The sequence below is a fragment of the Intrasporangium chromatireducens Q5-1 genome (assembly GCF_000576575.1).
GTDB lineage: Bacteria > Actinomycetota > Actinomycetes > Actinomycetales > Dermatophilaceae > Intrasporangium_A > Intrasporangium_A chromatireducens.
On the sequence record NZ_AWQS01000236.1, the window covers coordinates 1 to 5819 of the forward strand.

The window sequence follows — 5819 nt, forward strand, 5'->3', positions numbered from 1 at the left end:
TTTACGTGCCAGTGAGCGCGTTCTCCGGTTCCAACCCGTCGAGTGAGCGCGTTCTCCGATCCGTGCCGCGTCGGAATACCGCGCGCCCCTCAAACGTAGAGTGAACTGTGTCCGAGTCCCGTCCTGTTGTCACCGCCCGCCTCGCGACCTCGCGGGTGCTGCCGCTCGAGACGACCGACCTCGGCACGCTGGACGACCTCGTCGACCTCGTGAGCGCCGGCGGCCTCGTCGTCCTGTCCGGCGCCGGGATCTCCACCGACTCGGGGATACCGGACTATCGCGGACCGGACGGCACGCGCCGGGTCGAGCCGATGACGTACGGCCAGTTCACCGGCTCGAGTGAGGCCCGTCGCCGGTACTGGGCCCGCAGCTACATCGGCTGGCAACGGTTCAACGCGGCGCGGCCGAACAGCAACCACCGGCACGTCTCCGCCCTCGAGCAGGCCGGCTATGTCGACGCCGTCATCACCCAGAACGTGGACGGACTGCACCAGGCGGCCGGCAGCCAAGACGTGCTCGAGCTGCACGGGTCGCTCGACCGGGCGGTATGCCTGACCTGTGGCGAGGTGGCCTCACGAGCGTCGCTCCACGAGCGGATGACGCAGGCAAACCCGGGCTTCATGGAGCGCTTCGCCGCTGCGGGACATACGGTCGGGTCGCAGTGGGGCGAGCAGGTCCGCCCGGACGGCGACATCGTCCTCGCGGACGAGCTGGTCGCCTCGTTCCATGCCCCGCGCTGCCTCGTCTGCGGGCATGACTCGGTCAAGCCGGACGTGGTCTTCTTCGGAGAGTCCGTGCCGAAAACCCTTGTGGACGAGAGCTTTCGGCTGGTCGAGTCGGCCGGGGCGTTGCTCGTCCTGGGCTCGTCGCTCGCCGTGATGAGCGGCTACCGCTTCGTCCGCCGGGCGAGGCAGGTCGGCGTTCCCGTCGCCATCGTCACCCAGTCGGCCACCCGTGGGGACGCGGACGCGTCGATCCGGATCCACGCGCCGCTGGCTCCGACTCTAGACGCGCTCGGCGCCGCTCTGGAGCCCTGAGGACAAGCCATTCCGTATGCCGCTCAGCTGGTCTGCTGGGCGGCGCCCGCCAGGTGCGGGGCCGGCTTTCGAGCAGGAGGATGCGAGTGATCGCGACGCCGAGCCGCCGCGGTCGCCGAGCCGTCGCGGTCGCTGAGCCGTCAGACGCGGCGCAGGACGGCCGCCACCTTGCCGAGGATGGTGGCGTGGTCGCCGTCGATCGGGTCGTAGGCCTCGTTGTGGGGCAGCAGCCAGACGTGACCGTCCTTGCGCTTGAAGGTCTTGACGGTCGCCTCGTTGTCGAGCATCGCGGCGACGATATCGCCGTTGTCGGCGGTCGGCTGCTGGCGCACGACCACCCAGTCGCCGTCGCAGATGGCGGCGTCGACCATCGAGTCGCCCTGGACCTTGAGCAGGAAGAGCTGGCCCTCGCCGACGATCTGCTTCGGCAGGGGGAAGACGTCCTCGACGACCTCCTCGGCCGTGATCGGCACGCCGGCGGCGATCTTGCCGAGGACCGGGACGTAGGACGCTGCCGGGCGCGCGTCGCCCGAGTCGGTCTCGTCGTCGAAGGAGGGGCCGAGGGGGATGATGCCGCCGCCGCGGTAGCCGAGCTGCTCCGGCGGCGTGTCGGGGGAGACGATCTCGAGGGCGCGGGGACGGTTGGGGTCGCGGCGCAGGTAGCCCTTCGCCACGAGGGCGTTGAGCTGGTGCGAGACGCTCGAGGAACTCGCGAGGCCCACGGCGTCACCGATCTCCCGCATGCTCGGGGGGTAGCCGCGCCGGTCGACCGAGTCGCGGATCACCTCGAGGACGCGCCGCTGGCGGGCCGTCAGCCCGTCGCCCCGGTCACGGTCGGGAAACTGCGTCACGTCGGCCATCTGCATCCCCTTCGTCGCGGTCACCGAGCCGGTCCGCGGGCGCTGCCAACGGGCGGAGGAACGTCCGTCGGGAGGCACTGTCGGTGGTGGCTGGTGGAGTGTCTCGTGTGAGAGCAGCGTACGAGGTTCGAACACCGAAGCCAAACATCTGTTCGACGCGTGTCTCGACAATGTCGGCGGACCGTGTTAGAAATCGTACAAGCGTTCGATCGAACAGCTGTTCGTCCCGGCCCACCTCGAGCGGGATGCCGGACCGACCAGTGAGACCGACCAAGGAGGACCCCATGAGCGCCATCACCGTGCAGCCGATCCTCGAGCCGCGTGCCGAGCCGAGCTCCGAGCGACCCCAGCTGGTGCTCGTGCCGACCGGCTCGGACGCGCAAGGCTTCGGGCGCACCGCGCCGGCCGGCCCGGTCCGCATCACGCGTCGGGGTCGGCTCGCGCTGACCCTTGCCGCGGTTGGCCTCATTGCTGCGGTCGGCTTCGGAGCCTCCACCGCGATGGCGTCGGGGTCGACCTCGACGACGCGCACGGTCACCGTGCATCCCGGCCAGACCCTGTCGGAGATTGCGGCGAGCGAGCTTCCCGGCGTGGCGCTGAGCAACGCCGTCGTCGAGATCCAGGTCGCCAACGCGCTGTCGACCGACCAGGTCCACGCCGGTCAGACCCTGACGATCCCCGTCGGCTGACCCCTCGAACGGCCGCGTTGGCTCCACCTTCAGCGGCTCGGTGGGCGGCGCATCGACCCCGCCGACCACCATGGACGCCATCCCAGTTTCGCTGGGGTGGCGTCCTTCTTTGCTCTCCCGCGGATCCCTGCCCGCTCGAGTGCAGTGACCCTCGCCCGCCCGCCGCAGGCCCTGCGTCGGTCACCTGTCAGTCGATCCAGTCGCCCGGGGGTCCGCCCGGAGCCGGGGCAGCAGACATGAGCGATGGGCCCTTCCCGCCCCCAGTGCTGGCACCTCTGCCGCTGTGGACGAGCGGGACGGCATATCGCTTGGCCGCAGTAGCGTTTCCGGTAGGGGGCAGGCAGGAGAGACAAGGTGAGGTACACCGTCGACCCGAACGCCCTCAACGCCGGTGCGGACCACATCGCGCGAGCGCTCGAGCATCTTGGCAGCCTGCGCCTCGAGGAGGATCTCGGGCCGCTGAGGTTCGCCTTCGCCGGGGGCGTGACCGTCGGTGGGCTCAAGGCGATCACGAACCAGTGGGACATCCAGCTGTCCGGGGCCCGCGGGCAACTGCGCATTCTCGGCAGCGCCCTCGTCCAGGCTGCGGACGGATACGGGGGTCTGGAGTCGCTGACGGCACAACAACTGCGCGCCGTGGGGCCACAGGCAGATGAGTGAGCTGTCGGTAGCCGACATCCGGTGCTTCCGGCCGGCCCTCGTGAGGGAGGCCCGCGACCGGGTCGAGCTGGAGCGCAAGCGAATCGGTGACGCGATGGCAGAGCTGCTCGCCGGCCGGCCCCGGGCGTCCGGTTGGGCCGGGCCGGCCGCGCTCGCCGCCGTCGCGCGCAACGCTGACGCGATCCGCGCCCTCGGGGAGATCGCGAACCGGCTCGGGGTCACGGCACAGCTGCTCACCCACCTCGCGGAGCGCATGCAGGCGTGCCTCCAGCTGGTCCGCCACGCGGACGTCCGAGCCGCCGAGGCATCCGGATGGCTCAACCATGAGGGGCAGCTGTTCCTGCCCCAGCCGCCCGCCTACCTCGACCCGGTGCTCGTTGCGCACCATGCGAGGCGGGAGGCGCTGCTGCGTGAGGAGATCGACCGAGATCTGCGGCAGGCACAGGACCTGGCGCGGCAGGCAGACCACGAGGCGTCGACGCGGCTGCGCGCCGCGGCGCAGGGGTCGACGGCGATGCCCGCCATGTCCCCGGGCGCCCTGCCGGTCCCTGTTCCGCCGCCGCTGCGTCAGGGCAGTTATGTCGACCCGGCGAGCGCCTTCGCCAACGCCGCGTGGTGGCGAGCCCTCACGCCCGAGGAGAAGGGACGCGTCATACGGGAGCGTCCCGACTGGGTAGGCCCGCGCGACGGGCTGCCCGGTTGGGCCCGTCACGCGGCGAACGTCACGCTGCTCGGGCGCCTGGAGGCCGCCGCAGCGACGGAGCTGGCACAGGTCGAGGACCACCACTACGGCAGCCAGACCGCGAAGCGGGCGGACCGAGAGTGGAAGGTCCAGCGGGTCGAGTCGCTGCGGGTCGTCCGCGACGTGCTCTTCCAGCACGACGGCGCGCAGCGACAGCTGCTCCACGTCGACGACTCGGGGCCGATCGTGCAGGCCGTCGTGGCCGTCGGCGACGTCGACACGGCGGAGCACGTCGCCACCCACGTCGGTGGGTTCACGACGACGGTGCGTGGCTCGCTGCGACGGATCGACCGGGAGTCGACGCAGATGCGCGCGGAGGCGGACGCGCTCACCGAGGGTGCCGTCGCGGTCGTCAGCTGGCTGGGCTATCCGGCGCCACAGTGGGCGGGTCTGACGACCCGGGGCGCCAGCGTGCTGGGGGAGGATCTCTCTCGCGGCTACGCCGACGAGCTGGCGGCGTTCCTCAACGGCGTCGACGCCGCGCGGGACGCGCCGGTCCACTCCACGCTCTGGGCGCACTCCTACGGCAGCAACCTCGCCGGGCATGCTCTGCTGCAGACGGTTTCCGTCGACGACGTCGTCCTCTTCGGATCCCCGGGGGTGCCCTTCCGCACGGTCGAGCAGGTGGGCCTCAAGCCGAACGGCCTCAACGTGCTCGCGGCGCCCGACGACTGGATCCCGAAGACCGGCCCGTTGGTGCTCGGCATGCCCCCGTTGGCGGTCCCCGGGGCACGCCGGCTCGCGACCCTGCACGTCAAGGGCATGCCCAACGACCTGCGGAGCGCCGAGGGGCACTCGGAGTACCGGGCAGCGGGCACGCTGTCCCGACGCAACCTCGTCGCCGTCGCTGCCGGGCGCCCCGACCTCGTCATTCCGGCGAGCGCGGCGGAGCGCCGGCCCACCGGTGGCGTCCAGGGGCCGGCCGCCGTCGCGGCCACGGCTGACGTCGCTGCGCCGGTGACCCGCCCGGCGACGCGTTGAGGTGCCCGCACCGCGTGGGGGCTGGGCACCTCAACGAGGCGTCAGAGCGCGTAACGGAAGGCGATCCGCTCCCGGCGGGCGAACCCACCGCGGGTCAGGCGCCAGATCACCCTCATCGGGAGGGGGGCGTCCGCGGCGAGCCGAGCCTGGGCGCTCACGGGCAGCTCGTGCATCAGCCACGGGACCATCGCGATCATCAGGGCCGGAGGCACGCCCTTGTGGAAGTTCTCCTGCTCGATGGTCACCCACTCCGAAGGGGTGACGTACTTCTGGATGAGCGCGATCGCCTCGCTCTCCTCGTGCGCCAGGTGACGCCCCAGGCTCTCGACAGCCGCGCGGAGCGTGGTCGCGAGGTCCGCACGCACCTGCTCGTCCCCGGTCAGGGCAAGCGTGCGGTATGCCGCTGTGCTGGCTTCCAGCATCGGGTCGATCTCGCTGTGCTCGGCTTCCATGGCCTCGAGCACGGCGCGCTCGTAGGGGTCGGCGCGGTCCATGAGGACCGGCCAGACGCCTGCGTCCTCACCGTGGTGGTGATGGTGCAGGACGCTGGAGAAGTGGTCCCAGCGGTTCGCCAGCGCCTGCCACGTCATCCGGTCGGTGACGGGAGTGCGCTCCGCCGCGAGCGCGAAGGCCCGCAGGTCGCGCCGGAAGGCGTGGTGGACGACGTACATCATCGTCATGTCGACCGGGCCCTCTGGCGCGGCGGCCTGGCCGGGGAGCAGCGGCTGGGTCGGCCAGGCGGTGGAGGTCATCTCGTGGAGGGTCATGCGTCGGTCCTTCTCAAGGGTCGGGCCACCCGGGTTGGGAGGCACGCGAGGAGAAGGAGGTGAGCGGCATACCCGGTGATACA

The 5819-nt window shown here is 71.4% G+C and carries 6 protein-coding genes; 4 read left to right on the top strand and 2 right to left on the bottom strand.

All coding sequences use genetic code 11. The annotated features are described in order from the left end of the window. Positions 1–107: 107 nt before the first annotated feature. Positions 108–1037, top strand: a complete 930-nt coding sequence (locus N864_RS18460) for a Sir2 family NAD-dependent protein deacetylase (RefSeq protein ID WP_205620999.1) — start codon at positions 108–110, stop codon at positions 1035–1037. 140 nt (positions 1038–1177) lie between these two features. Here the strand turns inward: N864_RS18460 and lexA are convergent, their stop codons facing one another. Further along, positions 1178–1897: a transcriptional repressor LexA gene (lexA, locus tag N864_RS18465; RefSeq protein WP_034720540.1), complete on the bottom strand. Its 720-nt coding sequence runs from the start codon at positions 1895–1897 to the stop codon at positions 1178–1180. A gap of 284 nt (positions 1898–2181) precedes the next feature. Between lexA and N864_RS18470 the strand changes: the two genes are divergently transcribed. From N864_RS18470 to N864_RS23785, 3 genes are all read left to right on the top strand, one after another. Then, the gene (locus N864_RS18470) at positions 2182–2586 is read left to right on the top strand and encodes a LysM peptidoglycan-binding domain-containing protein (protein ID WP_034720530.1); all 405 of its coding nucleotides are present in this window, start codon (positions 2182–2184) and stop codon (positions 2584–2586) included. A 354-nt stretch (positions 2587–2940) separates the two neighbouring features. Beyond that, the gene (locus N864_RS18475; RefSeq protein WP_034720532.1) at positions 2941–3246 is read left to right on the top strand and encodes a hypothetical protein; all 306 of its coding nucleotides are present in this window, start codon (positions 2941–2943) and stop codon (positions 3244–3246) included. Then, positions 3239–4969: an alpha/beta hydrolase gene (locus tag N864_RS23785; RefSeq protein WP_051518783.1), complete on the top strand. Its 1731-nt coding sequence runs from the start codon at positions 3239–3241 to the stop codon at positions 4967–4969. The genes N864_RS18475 and N864_RS23785 overlap by 8 nt, the downstream gene beginning before the upstream one ends. Before the next feature lie 41 nt (positions 4970–5010). Here N864_RS23785 and N864_RS18485 read toward each other — a convergent pair whose 3' ends face one another. Next, the gene (locus N864_RS18485; protein WP_034720535.1) at positions 5011–5736 is read right to left on the bottom strand and encodes a hemerythrin domain-containing protein; all 726 of its coding nucleotides are present in this window, start codon (positions 5734–5736) and stop codon (positions 5011–5013) included. Positions 5737–5819 lie beyond the last annotated feature (83 nt).

Excerpts from the sequence above, each read along its gene's own strand:
- N864_RS18470 (WP_034720530.1), top strand. The coding sequence starts at position 2,182 with ATGAGCGCCATCACCGTGCAGCCGATCCTCGAGCCGCGTGCCGAGCCG.
- N864_RS23785 (WP_051518783.1), top strand. The coding sequence starts at position 3,239 with ATGAGTGAGCTGTCGGTAGCCGACATCCGGTGCTTCCGGCCGGCCCTC.
- lexA (WP_034720540.1), bottom strand. The coding sequence starts at position 1,897 with ATGGCCGACGTGACGCAGTTTCCCGACCGTGACCGGGGCGACGGGCTG.
- N864_RS18485 (WP_034720535.1), bottom strand. The coding sequence starts at position 5,736 with ATGACCCTCCACGAGATGACCTCCACCGCCTGGCCGACCCAGCCGCTG.